Here is a 22,663-nt window from a genome sequence, read left to right as displayed (position 1 = left end):
CCTCTTCTTCACTTCAAAAAATGGAAAAATGACCACCTTTTTCAAAACATACTGGTCTTCCCGAAAACCATATGCCCTCGGCTGGAAAAACTTTTTCAGCACAAACCGGCCCCTGCTGCTCTTTTCTTTTTTCACCTTTCTTCTCGTATTACTGCTGAGGTCATGGTTTCACTTTACCCATCCCGGTCTATATGTGGAAGACACCAGTCATTATTTTAATTTTTTTTATGGGGATATAAGAGGGGTTAAAAGCCTGTTACACAATCCAAATGGATATATAACTATCCTGACAAACACAATAGCTCTGCTGACAGCAAAACTTGATGTTCGCCTGCAACCGACAGTCTACCTCATGACCAGTGCCACCATGACCATAGCCGCCGTCATGGCCCTTCCCTGTTCAGGCCTTTTGAAAAACAGATATATTCTCTTCTGCAGCCCTTTTCTTCTTGGCTTATCCGGAGTAAACCACCTGTTTTACTACACGACACTGACATACCTTATTTATGTATCGGTTATTCTTCTTTTCAGCCTTCTGTTCTGGGAAGCGGGAAAAAACAACCTCAGAACCGGCCTGCTCTTTATCTTTCTTTCGCTCCTCGTATGGTCCGGTCCTTTCTCGGTTTTGATTGTCCCGTTTTCCCTGCTGTTTATTCTTTTCTTCAAAGGAAAAACCCGGCTTTTGCTTGGCCTGATGCTCATGGCCATACTCTACCTTCTCTGTGTAACCGATAAAACCATCATGCTGGGCAATATCCTCCATGGAGCCATCAGGAAGATATGGTTCAATACCCTCATCCTCAACATTTTTCTCATGGAGGCAAGGCATGTTGTCACCCCGAAAATTGAAATCTTTTTTATTCTGTTTTTCTCAGGAATACTGTTTTTTTTCCGTAAGGACTCTTTTTACCTGAAAATTGCACTGCTGTTGTTCACCCTGATTAACGGTTCTCTGGCACTCCTGTTTTTAAGCAAAAAATACCTGCTTTACCAGACACTGCTCCCCTGCTACCTTTTTATTCCTCAATTTTTCTGGCTCTTTTTCCTGCTGTTTACCGCAGACAGATTCCTGGAAAACCATCAGAAACTTACAAATCTGGGCATTCCTGTTGCCTGCTGTTTTTTCGCATTTATTTTTTACGACAACTTTCATCATCCTGAAAAATGGAAAATCCCCAGAATGCCGGCACTTCCACGTTTTCTGGAAACAGTTCACAGTAATGAAATGGAACACTGGGAGAAAAAAAATAAACTGAAAATCATCACTACTCCCGGTCGCGGCCCATTCAGGCCCACTGCAAAAGTCGGAAAACGGGGAGACAGTACAACCGAAGTGGAATTCATTCATATCGAGTAAGCTTTTCTATTTCAAAATAACCCCCGCATACACACCACCGTACATTGACGTCCCAGAGCAGCATGCCGAATTCCTTTCTGCTTTTTTTCTGAAACGGTGGCCTCGGGTCCAGTCCCACAAGCTCCACAATGAGTTGCCGTAACGTCCTCCCTGTTTCCTGTTCGTATCGGGCACAAAACTCCTCGGCCTCATTCGTAAAACGTACCTCCATCCCTGCAGTCTTATTCCCCGTATAACCATCACCTGCTCCAGTGACGCAATCGGAATAAGGAATATACGGCTTAATATCCACAACGGGAGTTCCATCCAGCAGATCCACATCAGCCAGATCAAGAAATATTTTCCCCTTTTCCCTGCGGAGTCCAGTAAGTCTCACAGCCGACATACCTAGATAATTTGGCCTGTGGGGAGATCGACTGGCAAAAACACCCACTCGTTTTTTCCCGCCGAGCCGTGGAGGACGTACAGTAGTCTTCCAACCCTCCTCAACAGCACGGTGAAAATAAAAATGAACCCAGACGTGGGAAAAATTCTCCAGCTCCCGCACCATTTCCTCCCGGTCGAAAGGCGGCAGCAATTCAAGTGAGGCTGTTGCTGATGGAGCCATCCCCGGTTGGCGGGGAATCCCAAATTTTTCCTTCAGGCAAGAATGAATAACACCCACCGCTTCTACAGTAATTTGAATGTTCATGACACTCCGGTAACACAAAGTTAAAAAAAATATTATTATCCTTGACAAGGGCCTTGCGCGCTGTTACGGTAACACAACATTGAAAATCGTAACACTAGCCAGAGGCAGTGTCAACCGAAACAGTCTATTATCTGGAGCAGTATTCCATGCATATTTCAGAGGGTGTCCTTTCCACACCCGTTCTTATCACTGGAGGAGCTGTTGCTTTTGCGGGCACGGCCGTTGGTCTGAAAAAACTCAATTATGATAAAATCATGAGTGTCAGTCTGCTTACGGCCACGTTTTTTGTCGCTTCGCTGATTCACGTTCCCCTGGGTCCAGGGAGTGTTCATCTTATCATGGGTGGACTGATGGGACTCCTTCTCGGCTGGAGTTGTTTTCCCGCTATTCTCGTGGCCCTTTTTCTCCAGACTGTTTTTTTCCAGTTTGGCGGCCTGACTGTTCTTGGCGTCAATACCACAGTCATGGCTCTTCCGGCACTTCTCTGTTATTACCTCTTCCGCTCCTGGTTTAAAACAAATGGCAGTAAAAGAAAAATAGCAGCTTTTTTGTGTGGTTTTCTTTCCATTCTATTCTCATCCCTCCTTCAGGCTGTCGCTCTTACAATTACAGACAGCGGTTTCCTGCATGCCGCTCAACTTGTCATAGCAGCCCACATCCCGGTCATGTTTATCGAGGGAATTATTACAATGTTTACCATATCTTTTCTGGCAAAAGTGCAACCCGAATTTCTGCAAATCAGCGAACAGGAAAAATAGATCCCTGCAAAGGTGACATCATGATCAACAAATCGACACGGCTGAACCGTCCGGCTCAGCAACAGGAAACAATGAAAAAACAAACCTCGACAAAAAGGCCCGCAATTATCAGGTGTTCAGATAAACCGGCATGGCCGGACTCCATGGCCCGGACTCAACAAGGTAATAAAAATCCCAACTGCGGCGATACACTCTTCAGTCACGGATTCCCTCTTAAAAAAAACCTGTATTATATACTTCCATTTCTTCTCATTCTGCTTACATCCCTTCCGGTTCAAGCACATAAGGTAAGAATTTTTGCCTGGGAAGAAGGCGGTATGATAAAAACAGAGGCAAAATTCAGCGGTGGAAAACCGGCCAGAAATTCAACTGTTACAGTAACCAGTCAAAACGGGAAAGTAGAGATCCTTAAAGGAAAAACTGATGAAGGGGGAACATTTTCTTTTCCCGTTCCGAAAAAAGCAAGAGACAACCGGCTGAACCTTAAAATTACCATCAACAGCGGTGATGGTCATAAAAACAGTTGGCTGCTCAAGGCTGAAGATTATCTGCCCGGAGTCAAATCTACTCCACAAAAAACAAACACAATAACAGAAATTGTCCCTGAACAAAAATCAGCCCGGGGAAAAGAACTGCCAAATGAAGCGTTACTGAGGGAAATTATCTCCTCAGAACTGGACAGGCAACTCGGGCCAATAAAAAGATCCCTGGCCATCCAGCAGGAAAAGCCGACTTCACTCCAGGATATTCTGGGGGGAATCGGTTATATCCTCGGTCTGGCCGGAATAGCCACATATTTTCAAGCAAAAAGAAAAGGAGAAAAAAAATCATCATGAAACGTGTCAGACAACTCGCTTTCGCAGCAACACTTTTGTTTGTTTTTTCCGCCCAGGACTGCCTTGCTCATTTCGGCATGATTATTCCGGAAAACAATATCATTACCCAGGATAAGAAAAACGCAGAATTTGAACTTGCTTTCGCCCATCCTTTTGAAAACAGGGGCATGGATCTGAAAAAACCAAAAAAATTCACAATGACAGTCAACGGGCAGACAACAGATTTAACTGACAGGCTGAAAGCCACAACTTTCATGGATCACAAGGCGTGGAATACAGATATCTCCTTTAAACGTCCCGGAGTCTATGTCTTTGTCATGGAACCGCACCCGTACTGGGAGCCGGCTGAAGACATCAGTATTATCCATTACACCAAAACAGTGGTCGCAGCATTCGGCGATGATACAGGCTGGGATGAGCCTGTCGGTCTGCCCACAGAAATCGTCCCCCTCACGCGTCCTTTCGGCAACTATGCGGGAAACAGCTTTACGGGTAAGGTCCTGGTGCAAGGTAAGCCTGCCCCAGGAGCTGAAGTTGAGGTTGAGTTTTATAACAAGGGCAATATCCTGCAGGCTCCCGACGACTATCATATAACGCAGGTGGTCAAAGCCGATGACAACGGAGTTTTCACCTTCACCTGCCCCCGTGCAGGCTGGTGGGGTTTTGCTGCGCTGACTGAAGCCGATTACACCATTAAAGATCCCGATGGAAACGACAAGGGTGTAGAGACAGGTGCCGTTCTCTGGATCCACCTGGATGATTTTCAGAAACGGAACTGATGCCGATGAACGAACGTTTTGCCGAAGGCACCTCATCACTGCACCGGAGAGATCCAAAAGCCAAAATCATAGCTGCCACAACTCTTGTCACTGCTTCTGCCATATCAAACAGTTTCACCGTGGCAGCTATGACTCTCTTTCTCGGGATTGTTCTTTACCTTCTGACCGGATTGCCGGTCAGGCTTGTCCTCAAAAGACTGCTGGCGGTAAACAGTTTCACCCTGTTTTTATGGCTGACTCTCCCTTTTACCTACGACGGCATATTGCTCACCGGGACCGGTCCGCTGCACATTTCCTCCGAAGGTGTGCAGCTGGCCGCCCTTATTTCCTTGAAAACAAACGGAATAGTCCTGATCCTCATTGCCCTGCTCGGTACCTCGCGTATTGCAAACATCGGTCACGCCCTGGAAGCCCTGCACCTCCCGGAAAGACTCTGTTTTATTCTCCTCTTTTCCTACCGTTATGTTTTCGTCATCCATCAGGAGTACCAGCGCCTCGTCCGTGCGGCAAAAATGCGTTGCTTTGTCCCTGCAACCACCATCCATACCTACCGCACATTCGGTTACCTTTTCGGTATGACTCTGGTAAAAAGCTGGAATCGTGCGACCCGGGTTCATCAGGCTATGGTTCTGCGCGGATTTGACGGACATCTTATCCCCCTCTCAAGGGATGTATACACCCGAAGTGACACCTTTTTTCTGGTTATCAGTACAGCACTCACTCTTCTTCTGATTCTGGCAAATTTTATATGACCTGCGTTTCAGAGGTCTTTCTTCTTGCCAGAGACTCCAAAATTGTGTAGCTCTCTGTTCATGACAACCACACCTATAATAGAACTGAGAAATATCACGTACAGTTACCCCCAGGCTCAAGAGCCAATCCTCAAAGACCTGAATTTCTCAATAACAGAGAATAACTATGGTATTGTCGGCTCGAACGGTTGCGGTAAAACGACCTTTTTTCAAATTATTGTTGGACTTTTGAAACCGGACAAAGGTGAGCTCCTGTTCAAAGGAACACCCGTCACAGACAAAACCATGCTCAGGGCTCTCAGAAAAGATGTCGGCTTTCTTTTTCAGAGTTCCGACGATCAGCTCTTCTCGCCGACTGTTATAGAAGATGTCGCCTTCGGCCCTCTCAACCTTGGCTATCAGCCAGCCGAAGCCAGAGATCTTGCTCTTAAAACTCTGAACAAACTTGGGCTTTTCGGTTTTGAGGAAAGAATCACACACAGGCTTTCCGGGGGAGAAAAAAAACTGGTTGCCCTTGCCACCATCCTTGCCATGAACCCGGAGGTTTTGCTTCTGGATGAACCGACCAACAATCTGGATCCCGAGACCAGAGAGCGTTTAATTTCGATCCTGCAGGGACTGAACCAGAAACAGATCATTATTTCCCACGACTGGGATTTTCTCGACAAGACAAATTCCGTCCTCTACCAGATAGAACATGGACATATCCACAGATGTGAAGATGATCACATTCATGTTCACAGTCATATTCACAAGGCCGGAGCACACCCCCACCGTCATGAACATTGATACTCCCGCGGGTCATTACTTCGTAACTCCTCACAGGGGTATCAACCATATGATTTTATGACCTGTAACCTGTAATTGCTCTTCTGCCACAAATTTTTGCAGGCTCTTCTTCGCTCCAGCCTTCTTCCATGCCTGACAAAAGAGAACGTGAAAAACTGGGGTGCCTGTGAGCAATTACCACCGGAACCTTCAAAACCCTCACAAAATTCTGCAGGATAACCTGTTATAGTTTTTGGGGATCTGGTAAACTGCCAGGAATTTTGTAAAGCAGGGATAAGGGAAACAATACCGCAAAACCACGGGAAAAGGTGAATCCTGAATCCTGCACTTCAGAAAAAGGAGCGGACGGTGCACAGACTTGCCGGATATCAAATCACCGATACTGTCTACAACAGCGACATCCATGCAATTTACAGGGCAGAGAAAAATCAGGACAACCTTCCAGTTATCCTGAAATTTTTAAAGGATGATCACCCTGATAACGCTCTTCTCCGCAGTTTCGCCAGAGAGTATTCAATTATATCTTCCATCCAGTCAGAACTGATAGTCAAAGCCTACTCCCTTGAAAAGTACAAAAACAGCCTGGTGATGGTTATGGAAGACTGTGGCCAGGTCACCCTGGCAGATATAATCACTACAGTAAGAAAAAACCTGGAATGGACACTGGGAGTGGCAATCAGGATAACCAGAGCACTCGAGGTCATCCACAGGCACAATATTCTCTTCCTGGACCTCAACCCGTCCAATATTGTTTACAACAGTAAAACCCATTCCATAAAAATAATTGACTTCGGTATGGCTGCCCTGGACCCAGGAAACGGGATACCGAATACAGAATGGAAAACACGTGAAAAATCACTTGCTTACATAGCGCCCGAACAGACTGGTCATTACGACAAGGTTCTTGACAGCCGAACAGACCTCTATTCTCTTGGAATCACGCTGTATCAGCTTTTCACGGGAGAACTCCCTTTCACAACCGGCGACCCCATTGAACTTCTTCATCTTCACCTTGCAACCCAACCTCCGCCCCCTGCCCACAGAGACCCCTCTCTCCCTGAGGCCATTTCGGAAATAATTCTGAAACTTCTGAAAAAAACACGAAGGAACAGGTACCAGACATGCTCGGGCCTTCTTGCGGATCTGAACAGGTGTCAGACAGAGCTGCAAAACACAAAAACTGTAAGCTTTTTTCTTCCCGGAAAAAACGACTTCCACGACAAACTTGTTTTTCCGGAAAAACTCTTCAACCGGTCAGAGAACTTCAGACAACTGGAGCAGGCACTCGAAAGGAAAAATGCCGCCCCAGGTGTAATTCTCATAAATGGACTGCCGGGCATCGGTAAAACGGAACTGGTTCACAATTTCACCAGGACACTGCCCCAGCGCTCTTTTCTTGTTGTTACCGGAAAGTACAATATGAAGGATCAGGACAGACCCTACGCTGCTCTGTTGATAATAATACAGATTCTTATAAGCAGGATACTCACCGGGAACAGAGATTCAATCCGCACCTGGAAACAGAGAATCGAGGAAACACTTCAGGAAAACTGTCAGGTTCTGACTGATGTTGTTCCTGAACTTGAATTTATTATCGGTAAACATCCTGCCCCGCGCCCACTCAGTCCCTTTGAAACAGAACAGCGACTTTTACGACTGTGTCAGGACTTTCTCTCTCTTTTTGCCTCATCGGAAAAACCCCTTGTCATAGTACAGGACAATATTCACCGGGCCGACAGATCAACCCTTAAGCTCATGGGTAAACTGCTCACCTCCGGCACATTAAAAAACATCTTCTTCATCTTATGTTACAGAAACAACGAGGTAAAAGAGGACCATCCTTTTCATGACACTCTGGAAACCGTTAGAAAGTCTGTCCTGAACCTCACGACAATTGAACTGCGCCCCCTGGAAAAAAAACATATCGTTAAACTCCTGTCGGGGCTGCTGTTCTCCCGGGAAGAAAAGGTGGAACAGATTGCCCGAATCTGTCTTACCAAAACAGGCGGCAATCCATTCTTCCTGAAACAGTTTATTCACTCCCTGAATCAGAAAAAGCATCTGTTTTTCGAGAGAGAAACCGGCAGGTGGAACTGGAATATCAATGCAATCAACCGAACAAAACTCTCAGAAAATATAGCTGACATTCTGACACAGAGAATACAGACCCTCCCTGCCGAAACCGCTGAGCTGCTGCAAAGCAGTGCCTGTATAGGCAAATCATTTTCCCTGGGCACGCTTATGGCAGTGGTTGACAAAGAGATGGATGAAATTCTGCCGCTCATAGAGGAACTCTGTTCTGATGGCCTGCTAATTGCGGATAAACCGGCATGGCCGGACTCTATGGCTCAACCTCAACAAACTGGTGAAAATCCCAACTGCGGCAATACAACCCCCGGCCGAGAACTTTCAGATAAAACAGCATGGCCGGACTCTATGGCTCAACCTCAACAAACTGGTGAAAATCCCAACTGCGGCAATACACCCCCCGGCCGAGAACTTTCAGATAAAACAGCATGGCCGAACTCTATGGCTCAACCTCAACAAACTGATGAAAATCTCAACTGCGACAATGCAACCCCCGGCCGAAAATTTTCAGACAAAACCGAAAATATCAGAAATCCTGCAACAAAAATCATTTTCGGTCATGAGCAGATACAGGAACTGGCATATTCCTTTCTTGACAAGGAAAAAAAAGAAAAAATTCACCTGAAAATCGGCCGGTTTCTTCAAAAACAGGTGCATTCAACAACTCTTGAACATACCGACTTTGATACGGTTTTTCACCTGAACCAGGCCATTTCGCTGATAACCTCACCGGATGAAAAACTTGATCTTGCCAGGGCCAACCTGAAAGCCGCCCGCAAGGCAAAAACTGCAGCCTCCAGGGAAACAGCCTTTTTGTACCTGCAGACGGCACTCACCCTGTTACCGGAAAACTGCTGGGAGGAATATTATGATCTTGCCCTGGAGGTCCACACCGAAGCCGCCGAAGCCGCATATCTCAACAGAAAATACAGGGAAACAGACAGGTTGTTTTCCATAATCTGTAAAAAAGCAAAAACCTTTCTTGATAAAATTGAAGCCTACCATATAAGGGCAAAAGCCCAGAAATCAGACTACAAACTTGCAGAGTGTGTTGAAACCTGCCTGGAGGCACTGGACAAACTTGGAGTTCGTCTTCCGCGAAACCCATCCTCCTTTCTGGCCGCAATCCTGATGCTCAGAACACGTATTCTTCTGGCTGGCAAGAGTCTGGATCACCTGGAAAAACTGCCGGAAGCAACTGACTCATCCTCTCGGGAGGCCATGAAGTTTCTCATGGAAATCAGCACTGTTGCCTATTGCTCCCGCCCGAAACTCCTTCCGTTTATTACGATCAAGACAATCCACCTCTCCCTGAAACACGGTAACACACCTTTTGCACTCATGGCTGGATACCCCACCTACGGACTTCTTCTCTGCAGCTTTCCGGGAAGCAGCATAAACAAAGGTTACGCCTTTGGTGAACTCGCCCGTAATGTTTCAACTCTTTATGGTAATAAATACAAAAAAATACATGCCTATTACATAGTCAACAACCTGATTGCTCACTGGAAAGATCATTTAAAGACAACGCTCTCTCCACTCCTGACAGCATTCAAAACATGCAGGGAACGTGGAGAACTTGAGCTGGCAGTCAACGCTGCCTGCTCCTACTCCCATCGTCTTTATCATCTTGGTCATAACCTCAACAGAACTCGACAGGAATTGACCATTTACCGGGAAGAAATTGAAAGGCACGCACAGCCCATCGCTCTTTATCGCCAGAACATGTACTGTCAGGCCGTGAGCAACCTCCGGGGAGAGAATGATTTCCCGGAACTTTTTCAGGGTGAATTCTACAACGAAGAGGAAATGATTCCCTTTCACATGACAAGAGGTGACTTCACCTCACTTTTCCAGCTCTACCTCCTGAAGACAATTCATTCATATCTCTTTGGACACTTCAGCAAGGCCCTCAACTGTTCAAACCGGGCTAAAAAATGGCTGCCTGCTGTCTTTGCCTCAATTGTTGTCCCTGTTTTCTATTTCTACGATTCTCTCGTGCGCCTGGCCCTGTATGAAAAAGCCTCACAGGGGAAAAGACTTCATTTTCGTCTTACAGTTGCATCAAACCAGAACAGGATGAAGCACTGGGCAAAGTACTCACCAGAAAATTATCACCATAAATATATTCTTGTTGAAGCAGAAAGGGCCAGGGTGACAGGAAATCACCTGCAGGCCGTAAGGCTCTATGACCGGGCAATCAAAGAGGCAGAAAAATCCGGTTACCTTCAGGAGGAAGCACTCGCCCTTGAACTGGCTTCCCGCTACTACACGTCCCTGAACCAGAACCATCTTGCCCGGCCGTATGCAAAAGAAGCCAGGTATTGCTATTACAGATGGGGTGCAACAGCCAAGATTCAACAAATAGACAGGCAGAACAATCATTCCCACCATGCGCCGAAAGATATCATTCCGGGAAACCTCCTCTCCATTGAAACAACCCCGCGATTTGATGTAATGGCCATTTTTAAGGCATCGCAGGTCTTGACTGAAGAAACAACATTTTACGAACTCCTGAAAAAGGTTTTGAAAATCCTCCTTGAAAGCTCAGGAGCCCAGCGAGGTGTTCTGGTTTTCAAGGAAAATGACGACTGGCAGATAAAGGCCGTTGGAACCCGGGGAAGTAAACAAATTGAACTCCCTCGAAACATGGCTGTCGACTCCCAGCAGAATGCCTCAAGCGCTGTACTCAATTATGTCATTCAGACCCAAAACAGTGTAATCTTAGATGATGCGACCCGGGAGGGATTGTTCACAGATGACAGGTATATAACAGAGAAAAAGCCTCGCTCAATACTCTGCAAACCGCTCTTTTACAGAAACAACCTCATCTGTATTATCTACCTCGAAAACAACCTGACCACCCAGGCATTTTCCTCTGACAGACAGGAGCTGATCAAACTTCTTGGCGATCAGGCGGCGATAAACATTCGAAATTCAAAACTGTTCAGTGAACTTGAAAATACGGTGGTGGAACTGAATGAAGAGATTGGAAAACGAAAGAAAATACAGCTTCAACTCCTGCACTCTGAAAAATTAAGCGCCCTGGGCCGCCTGTCCTCTTCCATCGCCCACGAATTCGGCAACCCCCTTATGGGAGTCAAATACCTGCTTTCCGATCTGGTGGAGCGCCCAGGTTTAAACGATGAAGACAGGAAACTCATCGAGCTCGGTATTGAAGAATGTGACCGAATGAAAAAACTGCTCAAAGACATTGGCCAATTCAATAAACCAACATCCGGAAAAAAAGAAAGCACCAGCATTCACGCCCTTATGGACAATGTCCTGCAGCTCCAGGATAAATTTCTGAAATCCCGCAACCTGGAAATAAGAACAAATTACCGGGCCACCTGTGATGAAATTTACGCTGTTCCAGACCAGATCAGCCAGGTACTCCTGAACCTGACAATCAATGCCGCTGACGCAACTCCACAGGCAGGAGGAACCATTACAGTGACAACCGAAAACAGAGATGAAGAAATCCTTCTTTCCATAGAGGACAGGGGAACAGGAATAGACCCGGCCATTGGCGACAATATCTTCGAACCGTTCTTTTCAACAAAACACGCGGAAGATGGCACAGGACTGGGCCTGTCAATATCCTATGGAATCGTTAAACAACACCGGGGAACTCTTTCTTTTGAATCCGAACCCGGAAAAGGTACCGTTTTCACGCTGACCCTTCCCCAGACAGACTGAAGACACACCACGACAGCTTTAAAATAAGGCTTTAACAGTTACACGATACAGAAATCATGCCTTTTCTATCTCAATATAGTCGGGGTCATCCGGGGACTCATCCACCACCCACTCTTCCCCTTCATGGTCAAATTCAGCAATTTTTTCAATGTCCATTTTCAAATACCGACCTTTTCCCTCAATGGCAACAGAACCATCCCCGAGAAGAATCTCACCAACCCCGTTGAAAGAACGATGCCCTTCCTTTTCAATTCGGGCAATTACTCTGATTTCTTCACCAATTGGAACTGGTTTTCTCAATTTCATGGAAAATTCCAGGGTGACCCCCCATACATCTCCTGAGTGGGCAAACATAATTGCCCGTCCTATGGTTTCATCCAGAATTGTTGCGGCAATACCACCGTGCAGTCTGCCGGGATACCCCTGGTGTTCATTCCGGGGAGTGAATACTCCAACAAGCCGCCCGTCCTCCAGCTCGTAGAATCTGCTCTTCAAACCATAGCTGTTTTCAAGCCCGCAGACAAAACACATCTTTGAATTCGGCTGCTTTTTCTTCACCTTGAAACGCATTTATTTTCTCCATTCATTTTCTTGCTTCTCAACTCAAATACAACCATTTAATCATATAAGCTTACCCGGTTCACGGGTCATCAGGTAATAACTCCTCTCAGGGTTACCTGATCAATTTCCTGCAAGCAGGCATGTGATTTCCTGTCACCTGCGATTCAGGTTACACCCCTGCGTTACAGACAGAGCCGTATCCAGATTTTTGAAGAAATTCAAAGCCTCTTCGCTGTTTTCATCCCTGGCCAATAATGCCTCATAAATGGTGAACAGCCGAACAAGAACATGCCCCAGTTCTTCCTCGTTAATTTCGCCGATTGCTTCCCAGAGCTCTCCAGTATTTTTCATAACCTATCCACTGGTCACAGGGTTTTTCCGCTCACAAAAAAGCGAGGGGACCGTTGGGGGCCCCTTGATAATCATCTGGGCAATCGTCAGCTTTACTCTGGGTAAAAGATGTCTCCGCCGTTCAAGCAGCTCTCCCTCCAGTTGAGCGAGCTGGTGAAGCATGGGTGTCCTGTCAACACTCAGATCTTTACGATCCATCTTTTCCACAACACCCTGGCAGTGAAAACATCCCGGAAAATGCAAAACCCGGCCATCCGGTCTTTGTATTCGGGCGGGTACTCCGTGGGTTCTGCAGACAAGCATTCTATGTTCGTAAAGAATACAGAGTCCCTGACTGTTAAGAGGACACATCACCTCCGGCCGTTCCCCGCGGCCCTCAGCTTCAGCGCAACGCCGAATATATTCTCCCGCCCTCGCTTCAATCTCTGCAAGATATTCAGGTTCAAGTTCCTGTAGTCCCATCCAGAGATAGGCCCATTCCACATATGTGTGATGGAGGAAATAGGAATCACAGCAATTATCAGGACAGTCTCTGCAGGAAAAGGCCAATTCTCCGGCAACGTATTCATATTCGTCTTCCAGCTTCCTGTATATTTCCTGCAGTTTCTTTAATAACCGGGGAGGTAATACAATTTTTTCCATTTTTCTGATTTAAAAATTATTCTCATTACGTACAAAACTCAGCCTGATGCTTGTTGACTTGGGGATGTGCTTGCCCCGTCAACGCCGCTCTGGCGTATCTTGATTGTCCTTTTTCGCGCCACCCTGCCCGCATGAACAAGACCCGGCGCAGGTGAAACTCTGGACCGTATAGGTTTTTATCTCCAGTATTTTTTCCTGGTATGCGGATGGATCAACCCCCGCTTTTCTGCAAAGATGCGCCAGAAATATTTCAGGAGAAGGCAACTGTTCCCATACCTGGGGCAGAAAGGTAGCTTTTTTTGCGCCATCCTGAAGGATGACACCGTCAACCCCCGGCTGCAAACGCTTTGTAAGTTCTCCGGGATATCCATATTCCAGGGAAACAGGGGTCGACATAACCGAAACCTCAATTCTGGTTTCAACAAATTCATTCCGGCTGAGAGGAGAAAAACGAAAATCATTAAAAGCGGCATTGACCGCATTTTCAGCAACATCTTTCCAGAGTGTTGTAATCGGTTCAAGTCTCCCAATGCACCCACGCAAATTTCCAGAGATTTTCAGAGTTACAAAACTGGCTCCCTTTTCATTAAAAACCTTATCCTCCGGCTTACCTGGTATTGTTTTCTTTCCATTCAGGTAAGAATCAATAACTGTTTCTGCAAGTGCGACCAGTTTCTTCCCCTGCTCCTGCGTCAGATTTCCAATCGACATAAGGGTACCTTATCCTTCGAGGTCAGAACCGGACTTTTCCGAATCCTTATAACTGCTCACATGGACCACAACTCCATGTCCTTTCAACCCCGTTCCTGATCCGTCCATTCAACACCGAGCATCATGCAGTTAATACCGCTGCCGATACCGAGAAGCGCTGCTCTCTCCCCCGGCCGGAAAACACGCTGTTCAATGGCCATGGCCATCGTTACGGGGGCGGAAACGGAACCGACGTTCCCCAGAGCGGCCAAAGTTTCAAAATTCTTTTTTTCATCAAGTCCAAGCTTTTCAAACAGCAATCTTGCGTGGGCAGACCCCACCTGGTGACAGAAGAAATGGTGAATCATCTCCCCTGACCAACCCTTTTTCCCGGAAAAATTCTTCCAGGTCAGAAGAGCCGTCTCCACCCCCCTGTAAAGTAGTTCCTCGGAATCAGTTGCCATCAATGTGGTCCCCGGACCACTTTGCCCTCCGTGACAGAGATCTGAGTGAACAGTATTGGCCCTCCAGGAACCATGAAGCAGCCGAAGACATCTTTCATCTTTTGCCACTCGCTTCATATACAACCCAATGGAGCCGGAGCCTATGGTGAGAGAGGCAAACGCAGGTTTAATTGACTTCCTGGTCAGATCCGGATCGGCAAGCAGTGAAAGTATTGTGGATTCAAGCAGTTGCTCTGCTGTTTCCCCCGACACGACCAGGCCGTTTTTTACCTGACCAAGTTCAATCATATTGGCCAGCATGACCATTCCGTCCAGAAAACCCAGGCAGGCATTTGATATATCAAAGAGAAGGCAGGAGGGTGGGAGTCCCAGCCTGTTATGAACAAAAGAGGCTGTTGCCGGCTCCATCATATCCCGGGAAACTGACGTAAAAATCAGGCATTCAATATTTTCCGGAGATATTCCACCAGTGGCAAGAACTTTTTTTCCGGCAAGGGTTGCAGCATCACTCGGTGTTGTCCGATCCGGCCACAGACGGCGCTCCCGGATTCCGCTCATAAGCTCCAGTCTTCCGGCAGGAAGACGGAGCCTTTCATATAATGGAGAAAGTCTTTTTTCAATTTCTTCTGAACTGACTACCCTGGGAGGTAATTCATACCCAAAAGTGTCAAGACAGACATGATCATAATGTATCATTGATATGTTCCTGAATCCGTTACGGCTTCGAAATTATCTGTACAGCAACAACATGAAAAAAACAGCATAAAAATAGTTGTTCCCAGAAAGCCCCCACCTGTTTCAGGTTTTTCTTTTTCCATGGAATCAGTCTCTTTTAAATTGTTCCAGTTCTTTTTTTATCCTGTCCTCGGTGAAAGGACCAGTAATAAACGAATCAAAACCGTGCTCCCGGTTTTCCTCAAAATCACTCTCCCTGGAAATACCTATAACAACAGCTTTGCGTCCGGAATACTCCTCAAGCTGTCTGATAATATTAACAGCACTGAACCAGTCGGAAACTGAGCCGGATATGTCAAAAATAATCAGATCGAAAGGAGAAAGGGATGCTTCATACATTGCTGTTCGTCTGCTCTCGGCAATGGTTATCATCCAACCGGACTCCACCAGTACGCGAACCAGAACCTGCTGTCTTTCCAGGTCACTGACCACAACAAGGGCCTTACGTGTAATATGTTTGTTCAGGATATCTATCAGCTGGTCCCTGTCAACCGGCTTGGGCAGGTAGTCATCCATACCCGCCTGCAGACACCTTTCCCGGTCGCCGGGCATGGCCAGAGCTGTTAAAGCAATCACAGGAACATGCTCACCTTTTTCTTTTTCAAAAGCCCTTATCTTTCTGGTGGCCTCCAGACCATCCATCTTATCCATCTGCACATCCATCAGCACAGCATGAAATTTACTTTTGAATCGCTCTTTTACGGCCTGCTCTCCGGATTCAACCGATGTAACCTCTATATCCAACTGGTTGAGAATAGTTTCGAGAAGAACTCTGTTGATATGTTCATCCTCCGCCAGAAGGAGTCTGGCTCCTTTCAAGGCATAAGTGTTTTTTTCCTCAATATTTTCAAAGACCCGGCTTCCCCTGTCTTCCATAGAGTACAGATCAGATACCTCCCTGACAGGCACTTTGAACCAGAAAACAGAACCGTCCGACCCGGAAGAAAAACCGATTCGTCCTCCCATGATATCCACAAGCTGCGAGGCTATCGTCAGCCCAAAGCCTCCAGAACCTACAACAAGAGGCTGGAAGGAACTCCTTACCTTCTTATTAAAGTAACCACCAATCAGAGCACGGCTCCGTTCGTCAAGACCACAGCCACTGTCAATCACCGAAAATTTAAGGAGCAGGTTATTCTCCCTGTCATACCCGCCATGTTCAATCTTTACTTCAACCTGTCCCTGTTCAGTGTATTTAATACCATTGTTGACAAGGCTGGACAGGACCTGAACAATTCTTTCCGGATCTCCATTGACATGGGTGGGAACATTCGGACCGATATAACAGGAAAATTCCAGACCTTTTCCTTCCGCCTCAAGCATTGACAGGTAAAGATCGTTATCCAGCTTTTCCTTGAGATTGAAATCTTCCTCCCCAAGCTCAAGCAGACCGCATTCTATTTTTGAGTAATCGAGAATCCGGTTCACAACCCCCTGCAGTCTCTCCACTGAAGATGACACCATTTCCAGGTAATCCCTTTGCCTGTCCGAAAGATCCGTTTCAAAAACAAGCCCCATCATCCCGACAACACCGTTAATTGAAGAGCGAACCTCATGACTGACACTTTCGAGAAAAGTGTTTTTTACCTGGCTGGGTGAACGTTTGGAATCCGGAAAAACTCTTACCCCGTCACCGGCTGCGTGCAAAACAGATCGACACGCCCTGTTTTTCAAAATCTCATTTGTTTTCTTCTGCCCACTGATCTGTCTTTTCAGGCTTGCTACCTGTTCTTTAAGTCTATCAATCTCTGCCAATCTGCCTCCCCCCTTTTATCTGCCCCCCGGCTGAGGATTGTATCATCGCAGTCGGGATTTCCATCAGTTTTTTGTGGCTGAGCCATAGAGACCGGCTATGCCGGTTTATCTGAAAATCCTCGACTGAAGGTTGTAGCGCCGCAGTCAGATTTTCATTGGTTTTCAAGGCACCTTCTATTTTTTTCTAACCTCCCAGCATTTATGGATTTTGCTGTTTCTCGAAAAATCAAAAGGAATAGTCTTCCTGCTGATGTCTTTCAGGGTAAAGATTTCATGAAGACGCGGATCCAGCGAAAATTTTCTGTAATTTGTTGAAAAAAACAAAATACCGGAAGATTCCAGACGCGACATGGCTAATTGTATAAGTTGAAAGTGGTCCCTTTGAATATCAAAAACCCTCTTTTCTTTTCTGGTGTTCGAAAAAGTAGGCGGGTCCACAAAGATCAGACCATACTGTCCCCTGTCCTGCCGGAGCCACTCCATACCATCACTCTGGATAATTCGATGATTCCCCTCGCAGAACCCGTTCAGGGCCAGGTTCAATCTCATCCATTCCGTGTAGGTTGCTGAAAGGTCAACTGTTGTTGTCATTGACGCACCCCCTGCTGCAGCCTGAAGTGTGGCGCTTCCCGTATAGCCGAAAAGATTAAGAAACTTCCTGCCTCCCGCTTCCCTGAAAATTCTTTCCCTGACAGGACGATGATCAAGAAACAACCCCGTATCCAGATAATCAGTAAAGTTGACAAGAAAAGAACAGCCGCCCTCTCTTACCTCATAAAGCTTTCTCTGGTTACTCTTTTTCTGATACTGTTTTTTCCCTTTCTGTCTCTTTCGTGTTTTTAAAAAAATTCTGTCGGAACGGACCCCCAGAACATCCCTTATCTGCCTGACGGCAATTTTTAACCTTTTTCGTGCCAACTCCCTGCTGATTGTCTTTGGTGGAGCATACTCCTGAATATGAACCCATTTTTCATAAAGATCAATACTGATATTATATTCCGGCAGATCCCTGTCATATATCCTGAAACAGAAAACCGACTCCCTCTTCGCCCATCTGATGGTTTTTTTCAGATTTTTTCTTAACCGGTTTGCAAATTCATTGTCTACCAGGCCCTGTTGTGAAGGGTTCCACTGAAAAGGGCCGGGTAACGTCCCTTCGATTCTGCCGACAAGCAGTCTGCAGGGCAGGGATCCATTAAAAAGGGGATATTTTTTTTCCCAGACCAGGTTAAAACGATCAGCCAGTTCTGCGTTTGCAATAAAAACCCCGACATTCCAACCAGGAAAGGAAAAACGGCATTTCCTGCCAAAACCCCGGTACAGCCAGGAAACCTGCTCCACCTCCGAAAGTCGCTCGCCGTAAGGGAGGTTGGAGATGATCATTCCCCGGACCGCCGGAGACTGAAGCGTTGCCAGTTCCGCACATTTAATTGTTATTTTCTCTTCCAGGCCGGCTCTCAGTATGTTCTCTCTTGCGCTTTTTACAACGACAGGGTCACAGTCGTATCCTGTCATAACCGGCCACTTTCGGGTAAGCCCTTTCTCTTCCCGAAAAACAGCTTCATCCACCAGATCCTGCCATAATTCAGGATCATGTTGCAACCAGCCCATAAAGCCAAAATAGGACCTGGACAATCCCGGCGCGGAATCCCCGAACATCAGCGCAGCTTCGATCAGTATTGTTCCTGTTCCACACATGGGATCAAGCAGAGGCATTGAGTTTTCCGCTAACCATCCACTTAAACCGACAAGGGCTGCAGCCAGAGTTTCCTTAAGAGGTGCCGCTCCCCCGGATACCCGATATCCCCGACGATGAAGACTCTCTCCGGAAAGATCTATAAAAACATCCGCCACAGAGTCCTGAATATGAACATGGATTTTGACCCCCGGTCTGTATTTTTCCACAGAGGGGCGCCTGCCCTCTTTTTGCCGGAAAAAATCAACAAGCGCATCCTTCACTTTCAGGGCAGCATATCGACTGTGGGTGATTCTGCCTTGTCCGGAAAGAGTACAGTCAACGGCAAAAGTAGTTTTAACAGTAAGGTGACTGTCCCATGGGATAGCCAGACACTCCCGATAAAGCTCTTCTTCGTCTGTTGCGTTGATTCTGTACAGATGAAGAAGAATTTTTGATGAAAACCTGGACCAGAGACAGGCCCTGTAACCTGTTTCCAGAGAACCTTTCCAGGAAAGAACCCCCCTGTCACAGGCGACTCTCTCTCCACCGAATTCGCGGATCTCCTCCTCAACCAGTGCTTCCAGGCCAACGGCACAAATAGCAGTAAATTTTCTTTTTCTGTTCCTGTTTTCTCTCTTTTTCATCAATTTTAAACCTGAACCAGGTGGTTCAGAAAAAGGTTAAGTTCCGCTTGTTTTTTTCTCAACACCCGGTCTTTATTCAATGTCGTTAACTTGTGCTTCTCCATAAATAGCCCTTTTACCAAACCCTGTGTTATGCTCAAAAAATAATGCTCGGAATATCAATTCTCTATCTGATTACCCATGAAATTCAGCCACATCCCCAAGTTCACAAGTATCAGGCTGAGTTTTGTACGTAATCAGGATTCTATATGGCTGCGCTTATTTTTTTGGGTGACCTCGACTGAAACCTGAATCCTCCATGAATCCAGGTTTCAGTATGCTTGATAATCAAAAATAAAAAGTCATCACGAATTCCGGAGTTTATCCTTGACCTCTCAATTATTACGACTAAACTGTATTGTCAGCATAAGCTGATTAAACCAAAATAGTGTACTTCAGAAAATGAAAAAAAGTATTATTTGTTTTCTCATTACCCACAAAACACCAGCCTGATTGGAGGTGTTCCTGATAAAACAGGTACATCTCCAGGTTCTCAAATTACAGACAGAGTTTCGTACATGAATAAAATTTGGTTTATTTTAATATGTTATAAAAAAAATTATTTATACCATTTAACCACTCAAAATGGTCAATAAATACATACAGGATCAAACCTTGCGCTCAAACAGTGACTTTTTATGAGGGGTACCTTGTAACGCAGAGACCGGGTAAAAAGCAAATTTCAAGGTGGCCTGAAGACAGCTCCATGGTTTAATCACTTGTGCATTCCGGGTGCAACAGGCAATGAAAATCCCAACTGCAGCGGTACAACCCTCAGTTAAAGATTTTCAGATTAACTTTTTTCAATTTTGACTCTGGAGAAACAGGAGAAATCATGAAAAACAAACCATTCACATCTCTCTTATTTTTATTCCTTCTTGGCTCGCTTGTTCTTTTGGGAGCCGGCTGCAGTAAAAAAACTGTAGTTCCTCCGGGGATTGATGGAGAAACAGGTTCAACCCTGTCCGGCGGAAAAGATATACATTATCCCCCCGCCGAAGAAGGAGGATATTCCGAGCAGAATCTTCCTGCTGTGGGTACCCTGGATGACACGAATATGGAAAACACTACCGTTGGCGGAACAAATGCAGCTGCAGAAACCGTTGCCCCGGAAGATCAGACCATGGAATACAAACAGGTTCATGGCAGGTCTTCCGCAAATCTCTTCCCCATCTATTTTGACTTTGATCAGGCCGGAATAAAACCGGATATGGAAGACATTCTGATACAGAACGCCAGATATATCCAGTCAATTCCAGGAACAACAATTATCATCGAAGGAAATTCCGACGAAAGAGGAACTAACGAATACAATCTGGCACTGGGAGAGAGACGGGCTATCAATACACGTCAGTTTCTTATCAATCTGGGGGTAGATCCTGTAAGAATACGAACCCTGTCTTTTGGTGAGGAAAAACCGCTTTTTCTGGAACAGAATGAAGAAAGTTACAGGTTAAACAGACGTGCGGATTTTGTCATAAAGTAAAAGACTGATTTACTTCACCGCTTTTCTTTCAATTATCTGAAGAATCTTTTCAACAACATCCTCAACCCTGAAAGACGTCGTATCCAGCAGTACGGCGTCTTCAGCCGGTTTAAGTGGTGCTATTGCTCTTTCCCTGTCGTTTTTGTCGCGTTTCAGGGTCATGGCATGGAGTTCTTCTTCATCAACAGGTACACCTTGTTCTCTCAACTGGACAACGCGTCGCCTGGTTCTTTCCATCGGGTCTGCATCGAGAAAAAATTTATATCGCGCTCCAGGGAAAACGACTGTTCCCATGTCCCGTCCTTCTGCCACAATTTTTCCTCTATTCCCCAGAACCCGCTGCATTTCTGTCAGTTTTTTTCTAACCTCTGGAAAAGCGGAGACATGTGAAGCAACCATCGCGACCTCCGGAGTGCGAATAATGTCACTTACATTTTCTCCATTAAGAAGAATCCCCACATCGCCACCCTTTTCTTCAGGTGGTATAAAATACAACTCAAGTGAATTCAGAAGAACTGGAAGATCTTTTTCTTTTTCCGGGTCAACGCCAAGCCTGTGTATGAAAAGGCCCACAGCCCTGTACATTGCTCCGGTATCAAGATAGGTGAACCCAAGAGCATCGGCGATTTTTTTGCTGACCGTGGATTTTCCGACACCGGAAGGACCATCAATGGTGACAATTTCCTGTATTTCAGACATAACCGAGTTCATCCAGGCAAAGGGAAAGAGCTTCAATAAAACGATTATTTTCTTCCTCTGTTCCAACTGTAACCCTTATATGATTTGAAAACCCGTAGGAACTCATGGAACGGATAATAACTCCTTTATACAACATAGCCTCATACAGCTTATCCCCGTCCCCCATTACATCCACCATAAGAAAATTGGTTTGGGACTCAAGGCCTCTACACCCCAACCTGTTGACATTTTCCATGAGAAAGTTCAATCCACTTCTGGTGTTGTCCAGAGTCTGTCGATAATAATCCTCATCCTCCAGAGCTGCCAATGCTCCAGCCTGGGCCATTCTGTTTATATTAAAAGGTTGACGAACTTTATGAAGACAGGCTGCAACTTTCCTGTCCATAATCCCATACCCGACCCTCAAACCTGAAAGTCCATACGCTTTTGAAAATGTTCTCAGCAAAACGACCGGACACCTGTTTTCACTGTTACGAACAAGCGAATATACATCTATTCTTGACCCCATTTCCATGAAATCGACATAGGCCTCATCAAGAACAACGATCACCGATTCAGGGACATTGCTTAAAAACTCATACAAATCTACAGGTTTAATGACAGTTCCAGTCGGATTATTGGGATTATCAAGGAAGATCAATCTTGTTTTTTCAGAAATCATTTCAAGAATAACACCAAGATCGTGACGCAGATCTTTTAAAGGCACAACAAAATTAACCCCGTCCCTGATCTGAACAAATTTCTGGTACATAAGAAAGGAGGGATGACTTGTGATAACCTCATCTCCCTCCTTTACAAAAGCCTTTACCAGAAATTCAATAACTTCGTTCGAACCATTGCCCAAAACTATTTCTTCAGGATCAACTCCCGCCTTTTCCGCCAGCGCCTGTGTCAAATAGTAGGAAGAACCATCCGGATACCTGTTCAGGTTCAGAAGCTCAGAGCGCAGAGCCCGGATAACTTTCGGAGATGGGCCCCATGGATTTTCATTGGATGCGAGTTTTATTGAATCCTTTATACCGTACTCACGTTCCAGCTCATCCTGGGGTTTTCCCGGTGGATACGGTTTTATCTGACTTATATTTTCAGGAATAACGAGTTTCAATTTACGTCACCATTGATAGTTTTCAGAGAAACCGGCACAACCCCTTCACTGTTCTTCCGGTTATC

Annotated in this window: 18 protein-coding genes; 8 read left to right on the top strand and 10 right to left on the bottom strand. The window is 45.9% G+C overall.

The genetic code is table 11. From position 1 onward, the window contains the following. Positions 1–28 precede the first annotated feature (28 nt). Entirely contained in the window at positions 29–1,357 is a 1,329-nt protein-coding gene (locus tag ACXLDX_RS15245; RefSeq protein ID WP_457578044.1) for a hypothetical protein, read from the top strand. Here ACXLDX_RS15245 and tsaA read toward each other — a convergent pair. Next, entirely contained in the window at positions 1,341–2,048 is a 708-nt protein-coding gene (tsaA, locus tag ACXLDX_RS15240) for a tRNA (N6-threonylcarbamoyladenosine(37)-N6)-methyltransferase TrmO (protein WP_457578043.1), read from the bottom strand. The two genes, ACXLDX_RS15245 and tsaA, sit on opposite strands and share 17 nt — an antisense overlap. A gap of 146 nt (positions 2,049–2,194) precedes the next feature. On the opposite strand from tsaA, the gene cbiM reads away from it, so the two are divergent. From cbiM to ACXLDX_RS15210, 6 genes are all read left to right on the top strand, one after another. Continuing rightward, positions 2,195–2,806 carry a cobalt transporter CbiM gene (cbiM, locus tag ACXLDX_RS15235; protein WP_457578057.1) on the top strand — a complete coding sequence of 204 codons (612 nt, stop codon included), beginning with the start codon at positions 2,195–2,197 and terminating at the stop codon, positions 2,804–2,806. A gap of 71 nt (positions 2,807–2,877) precedes the next feature. Continuing rightward, positions 2,878–3,642, top strand: coding sequence for a NikL family nickel/cobalt ECF transporter subunit (locus tag ACXLDX_RS15230; RefSeq protein WP_457578042.1), 765 nt, complete (start codon positions 2,878–2,880; stop codon positions 3,640–3,642). Then, on the top strand, positions 3,639–4,421 hold the full coding sequence (locus ACXLDX_RS15225) for a DUF4198 domain-containing protein (protein ID WP_457578041.1): 783 nt from the start codon (positions 3,639–3,641) through the stop codon (positions 4,419–4,421). The genes ACXLDX_RS15230 and ACXLDX_RS15225 overlap by 4 nt, the downstream gene beginning before the upstream one ends. Before the next feature lie 5 nt (positions 4,422–4,426). Further along, the gene (gene cbiQ, locus ACXLDX_RS15220) at positions 4,427–5,173 is read left to right on the top strand and encodes a cobalt ECF transporter T component CbiQ (RefSeq protein ID WP_457578040.1); all 747 of its coding nucleotides are present in this window, start codon (positions 4,427–4,429) and stop codon (positions 5,171–5,173) included. Positions 5,174–5,233: 60 nt separating this feature from the next. After that, complete coding sequence (locus tag ACXLDX_RS15215; RefSeq protein WP_457578039.1) at positions 5,234–5,962, top strand: energy-coupling factor ABC transporter ATP-binding protein; 729 nt, start codon at positions 5,234–5,236, stop codon at positions 5,960–5,962. Positions 5,963–6,310: 348 nt separating this feature from the next. Beyond that, complete coding sequence (locus tag ACXLDX_RS15210) at positions 6,311–11,749, top strand: protein kinase domain-containing protein (RefSeq protein ID WP_457578038.1); 5,439 nt, start codon at positions 6,311–6,313, stop codon at positions 11,747–11,749. Positions 11,750–11,803: 54 nt separating this feature from the next. On the opposite strand, the gene ACXLDX_RS15205 is transcribed toward ACXLDX_RS15210, so the two are convergent. From ACXLDX_RS15205 to rlmKL, 7 genes are all read right to left on the bottom strand, one after another. Then, on the bottom strand, positions 11,804–12,319 hold the full coding sequence (locus tag ACXLDX_RS15205; RefSeq protein ID WP_457578037.1) for a PaaI family thioesterase: 516 nt from the start codon (positions 12,317–12,319) through the stop codon (positions 11,804–11,806). A gap of 144 nt (positions 12,320–12,463) precedes the next feature. Further along, positions 12,464–12,661, bottom strand: coding sequence for a hypothetical protein (locus ACXLDX_RS15200; protein WP_457578036.1), 198 nt, complete (start codon positions 12,659–12,661; stop codon positions 12,464–12,466). 3 nt (positions 12,662–12,664) lie between these two features. After that, a complete protein-coding gene (locus tag ACXLDX_RS15195) occupies positions 12,665–13,303 on the bottom strand; it encodes a hypothetical protein (RefSeq protein WP_457578035.1) in 639 nt (212 codons plus the stop codon). A gap of 78 nt (positions 13,304–13,381) precedes the next feature. Beyond that, complete coding sequence (amrA, locus tag ACXLDX_RS15190; RefSeq protein WP_457578034.1) at positions 13,382–14,014, bottom strand: AmmeMemoRadiSam system protein A; 633 nt, start codon at positions 14,012–14,014, stop codon at positions 13,382–13,384. A gap of 83 nt (positions 14,015–14,097) precedes the next feature. Then, positions 14,098–15,153 (bottom strand): 3-oxoacyl-ACP synthase III, encoded by a 1,056-nt coding sequence (locus tag ACXLDX_RS15185; protein ID WP_457578033.1) that lies wholly within the window; start codon positions 15,151–15,153, stop codon positions 14,098–14,100. 126 nt (positions 15,154–15,279) lie between these two features. Further along, positions 15,280–16,947 carry a response regulator gene (locus ACXLDX_RS15180; RefSeq protein ID WP_457578032.1) on the bottom strand — a complete coding sequence of 556 codons (1,668 nt, stop codon included), beginning with the start codon at positions 16,945–16,947 and terminating at the stop codon, positions 15,280–15,282. Between the two features lie 174 nt (positions 16,948–17,121). Continuing rightward, positions 17,122–19,269: a bifunctional 23S rRNA (guanine(2069)-N(7))-methyltransferase RlmK/23S rRNA (guanine(2445)-N(2))-methyltransferase RlmL gene (gene rlmKL, locus ACXLDX_RS15175; RefSeq protein ID WP_457578031.1), complete on the bottom strand. Its 2,148-nt coding sequence runs from the start codon at positions 19,267–19,269 to the stop codon at positions 17,122–17,124. Positions 19,270–20,143: 874 nt separating this feature from the next. Between rlmKL and ACXLDX_RS15170 the strand changes: the two genes are divergently transcribed. Then, positions 20,144–20,794: an OmpA family protein gene (locus ACXLDX_RS15170; protein ID WP_457578030.1), complete on the top strand. Its 651-nt coding sequence runs from the start codon at positions 20,144–20,146 to the stop codon at positions 20,792–20,794. Positions 20,795–20,803: 9 nt separating this feature from the next. Here the strand turns inward: ACXLDX_RS15170 and cmk are convergent, their stop codons facing one another. Continuing rightward, positions 20,804–21,493 (bottom strand): (d)CMP kinase, encoded by a 690-nt coding sequence (gene cmk / locus ACXLDX_RS15165; protein ID WP_457578029.1) that lies wholly within the window; start codon positions 21,491–21,493, stop codon positions 20,804–20,806. After that, entirely contained in the window at positions 21,486–22,598 is a 1,113-nt protein-coding gene (gene hisC, locus ACXLDX_RS15160) for a histidinol-phosphate transaminase (RefSeq protein ID WP_457578028.1), read from the bottom strand. Before hisC ends, cmk begins: the two co-directional genes overlap by 8 nt. Between the last annotated feature and the right edge of the window lie 65 nt (positions 22,599–22,663).

The sequence above is a fragment of the Desulfomarina sp. genome (assembly GCF_054039375.1).
The sequence above is the reverse complement of the archived record's forward strand: the minus strand, read 5'-3'. Positions and strand labels throughout refer to the sequence as shown.

Coding starts and splice junctions, on each gene's coding strand:
- ACXLDX_RS15245 (WP_457578044.1), top strand. CDS start 29: ATGACCACCTTTTTCAAAACATACTGGTCTTCCCGAAAACCATATGCC.
- tsaA (WP_457578043.1), bottom strand. CDS start 2,048: ATGAACATTCAAATTACTGTAGAAGCGGTGGGTGTTATTCATTCTTGC.
- cbiM (WP_457578057.1), top strand. CDS start 2,195: ATGCATATTTCAGAGGGTGTCCTTTCCACACCCGTTCTTATCACTGGA.
- ACXLDX_RS15230 (WP_457578042.1), top strand. CDS start 2,878: ATGAAAAAACAAACCTCGACAAAAAGGCCCGCAATTATCAGGTGTTCA.
- ACXLDX_RS15225 (WP_457578041.1), top strand. CDS start 3,639: ATGAAACGTGTCAGACAACTCGCTTTCGCAGCAACACTTTTGTTTGTT.
- cbiQ (WP_457578040.1), top strand. CDS start 4,427: ATGAACGAACGTTTTGCCGAAGGCACCTCATCACTGCACCGGAGAGAT.
- ACXLDX_RS15215 (WP_457578039.1), top strand. CDS start 5,234: ATGACAACCACACCTATAATAGAACTGAGAAATATCACGTACAGTTAC.
- ACXLDX_RS15205 (WP_457578037.1), bottom strand. CDS start 12,319: ATGCGTTTCAAGGTGAAGAAAAAGCAGCCGAATTCAAAGATGTGTTTT.
- ACXLDX_RS15200 (WP_457578036.1), bottom strand. CDS start 12,661: ATGAAAAATACTGGAGAGCTCTGGGAAGCAATCGGCGAAATTAACGAG.
- ACXLDX_RS15195 (WP_457578035.1), bottom strand. CDS start 13,303: ATGGAAAAAATTGTATTACCTCCCCGGTTATTAAAGAAACTGCAGGAA.
- amrA (WP_457578034.1), bottom strand. CDS start 14,014: ATGTCGATTGGAAATCTGACGCAGGAGCAGGGGAAGAAACTGGTCGCA.
- ACXLDX_RS15185 (WP_457578033.1), bottom strand. CDS start 15,153: ATGATACATTATGATCATGTCTGTCTTGACACTTTTGGGTATGAATTA.
- rlmKL (WP_457578031.1), bottom strand. CDS start 19,269: ATGAAAAAGAGAGAAAACAGGAACAGAAAAAGAAAATTTACTGCTATT.
- ACXLDX_RS15170 (WP_457578030.1), top strand. CDS start 20,144: ATGAAAAACAAACCATTCACATCTCTCTTATTTTTATTCCTTCTTGGC.
- cmk (WP_457578029.1), bottom strand. CDS start 21,493: ATGTCTGAAATACAGGAAATTGTCACCATTGATGGTCCTTCCGGTGTC.